The sequence below is a fragment of the Desulfovibrio sp. 1188_IL3213 genome, from assembly GCF_036763145.1.
GTDB lineage: Bacteria > Desulfobacterota > Desulfovibrionia > Desulfovibrionales > Desulfovibrionaceae > Desulfovibrio.
The window spans coordinates 1-2,917 of record NZ_JBAIYR010000306.1 but is presented as its reverse complement, the minus strand read 5'-3'; the positions used below and the strand labels follow the sequence as shown (position 1 = coordinate 2,917).

The 2,917-nt window shown below is 58.3% G+C and carries 2 protein-coding genes; both read left to right on the top strand.

What is annotated here, in order from left to right:
* Positions 1-996, top strand: a 996-nt coding sequence (locus tag V6C16_RS10665; RefSeq protein ID WP_333543176.1) for a chloride channel protein, incomplete at its 5' end; no start/stop codon positions are given.
* Between the two features lie 116 nt (positions 997-1,112).
* Entirely contained in the window at positions 1,113-2,378 is a 1,266-nt protein-coding gene (locus tag V6C16_RS10660; RefSeq protein ID WP_012623964.1) for a phenylacetate--CoA ligase family protein, read from the top strand.
* The last annotated feature ends 539 nt before the right edge of the window (positions 2,379-2,917 follow it).

The following is a 2,917-nucleotide window of genomic DNA, read 5'->3' as shown; positions in this document are numbered from 1 at the left end:
GTCGGGGTGGGAACCCTGTGGAAGGACAGCACGGCTGCCAATAATCCCCGATACCTCGTGGGGGGCAGTGCTGCCGGTCTTGCCGCCGCCTTCGGCGCGCCGCTGGCGGGCATGTGCTTCGCCTTTGAGGAAATGAAGACGCCCCTCAGGGCGCCGATGGTCATAACCTGCGCCATCACGGCCTTTGCCGCCATTTATGTCATGCAGGGCATTTTCGGCTTCGGGCTGGTTTTTCCCTTTGGTGAGCACCCCATGCTGCCGTGGCGCGAATGGTGGCTCGTGCCTGTTGCCGGAGTGGTTATGGGCGTGCTTGGCGTGCTGTATAATGCCGTGCTCATACGCATGACCCTCTGGGCCGACAAAACCAGGCTGCTTCCCCTGCATCTGCGGGTAGTCATACCCTTTATGTGCGCCGGGCTTTTTTTGTATTTCTATCCCACGGTGCTCGCCGGTTTCGGCATAGGCGCCCTTGATCTGGCGCGCCTGTCTGTACCGCTGACCGCGCTCGTGCTGTTGCTGGGCGTCAAGATGCTTTTTTCCTGCGCCAGTTTTGCCACGGGCGTGGCTGGCGGGCTGCTCATGCCCATTCTGTTCATGGGGGGCATGGCCGGGGCCTGTCTTGCATCCGCCATGCTGCTTTTCGATCTGGTCGCGCCGGACAGGGCCGCCACCATACTGATTCTGTGCATGGCCGGGCTGTTCGGTTCGTCAGTGCGCGCACCGCTTACGGGCGCTTTTCTTATGCTTGAGATGACGGACTCGTACCACAATATGGTCCTTGTTATCCTTGCGGCATATATTGCGGCCTTTGTGGCTGACAGGCTCGGCAACGAACCCGTGTATGACAGCCTGCGTCGCCGCTGTGTCGCCCAGGGCAAGATCCGGACGCCCCGTCGCAAGCCCCGCCGCCCACACTGTCCGCACGGCCCGCAGGGGGGAACAGGGAGCACAGAGGAAACAGTGGGAACGCGGACTGTTTCACCGCCTGGCACATGAGATAAAATTGTGTTATAATATTTTGATATTATTAAACTTAATAAATAGTGCTTGCACTTTGCTGTGGGAGTGGCTATTTTGACCCTTCAATGTAAATCAGGCCATGTGGAGTAGGTATGACCCGTAAAGACCGCACAGAAGGCATATACAGCCGCCGCGAAGTTCTGGATGAGAGCGAGCGCCGCCAGTACTGCCTTATCCAGCTCAAGGACTTGCTCTCCTATGCGTACCGCTATTCGGAAGACGTGAAGAAACGCTTCGACCGTGCGCAGTTCAATGTGGAGAAGTTCAAGACCCTTGCTGACATCAAGCATATTCCCATTCTCAAAAAGAAAGAGCTTATCTTTCTTCAGTCCATGGGGCCGCGTCTGGGCGGACTGCTGACCAAGGATATTGGCGAACTCAAGCGCATTTTTCTTTCCCCAGGCCCCATTTTCGACCCCGAAGACCGTGGCGAAGATTACTGGGGCTATACCGAAGCCTTTTATTCTGTGGGCTTTCGCCCCGGCGACGCGGTGCAGAACACCTTCAACTACCAGTTGACGCCTGCGGGCCTCATGTTTGAAGAGCCTTTGCGCAACCTTGGCTGTGCGGTTATTCCAGCAGGGCCGACCGATGCCGCCACCCAGCTGGACATCATGCAAAAGCTGCGCGTGTCCGGCTATGTGGGAACGCCGAGCTTTCTTATGCACCTGGCGCAAAAGGCCGAAGAAAAGGGCCTCAATCTGCGCAAGGACCTTTTCCTGGAGGTGGCCTTTGTCACCGGTGAGCGCCTTTCTGAAAAAATGCGCTCGCAGATGGAAAAGAAGTACGACCTGGTCATGCGGCAGGGCTACGGCACGGCTGACGTGGGCTGCATCGGCTACGAATGCTTCCACAAGACCGGCCTGCATGTTGCCAACCGCTGCTTTGTGGAAATTTGCCATCCTGATACGGGCATTCCGCTCAAGGACGGCGAAGTGGGCGAAATTGTCGTCACGGCTTTCAACAAGACCTATCCGCTCATCCGTCTGGCTACGGGCGATCTTTCATACATTGATCGCAGCCCCTGCGCCTGCGGCCGTACCAGCCCGCGCCTGGGCAGCATTGTGGGCCGCGTGGACACCACAGCCCGCATCATGGGCATGTTTGTCTACCCGCATCAGGTTGAGCAGGTTATGAGCCGCTTTGAAGAAATCAAGCGTTGGCAGATCGAAGTCACCAACCCCGGCGGCATCGACGAAATGACCCTTTTTGTGGAAACAAGCGCCTTCAAGCGCGAAGAGGAACTGCTGCACCAGTTCCGCGAAAAGATCAAACTGCGCCCCGAACTGCGCGTGCTCGCTCCCGGCAGCCTGCCCCCGCAGATCCGGCCCATCGAAGACAAGCGCCACTGGGACTAGAGCCGCGCGGCATTAGAGTATTGTCGCATCGAGAAGCTCCATTCTCAATGCTTCCAGGACGCCCGCTTCGGCGCGTAACCGCACAAATAAACTGCGCTTACGCTTCCGGGGCGGGCGTTTGCTCCCGCATCCGCCAGAGCTGTTTCAAGGAGAAATTGCTCTGTTGTGCATTGCCATTGAGAAGACAGCCATTCTCCGGCCTGCAAAAAAACGCCCCGGCGCTTGACGGCAGTTTACGGCTTTGACAGCGGCCGCGGCACATGCCGCCGCCCGCTGCGCGTATTTACGGCATGGCAAGGTTCAGCTCCGCAGGGGCCGGATGTTGCCGTGCCGTTTTCTGGTTTTTCAGCGCTTTTTACCGGCTGTTGCCGCTCGTTCCCGTCCGCGGCCGTCCAGTGCAGTCCGTTGGCGTTGGCTTTTCTCTTCCTTTTTGGGTCCATATTTTAGCAATCTTCCTCGCGCCAGCCGCCAGCCGCTTTTCTCCTTTTGCGGCGTTTGCGGGGGGCCGCAGTTGCGCGCGGCACGCGCATCGGCTTCAG

What these genes read in the sequence shown, in the direction of transcription:
- V6C16_RS10660 (WP_012623964.1), top strand. Translation starts at nt 1,113, where the DNA reads ATGACCCGTAAAGACCGCACAGAAGGCATATACAGCCGCCGCGAAGTT.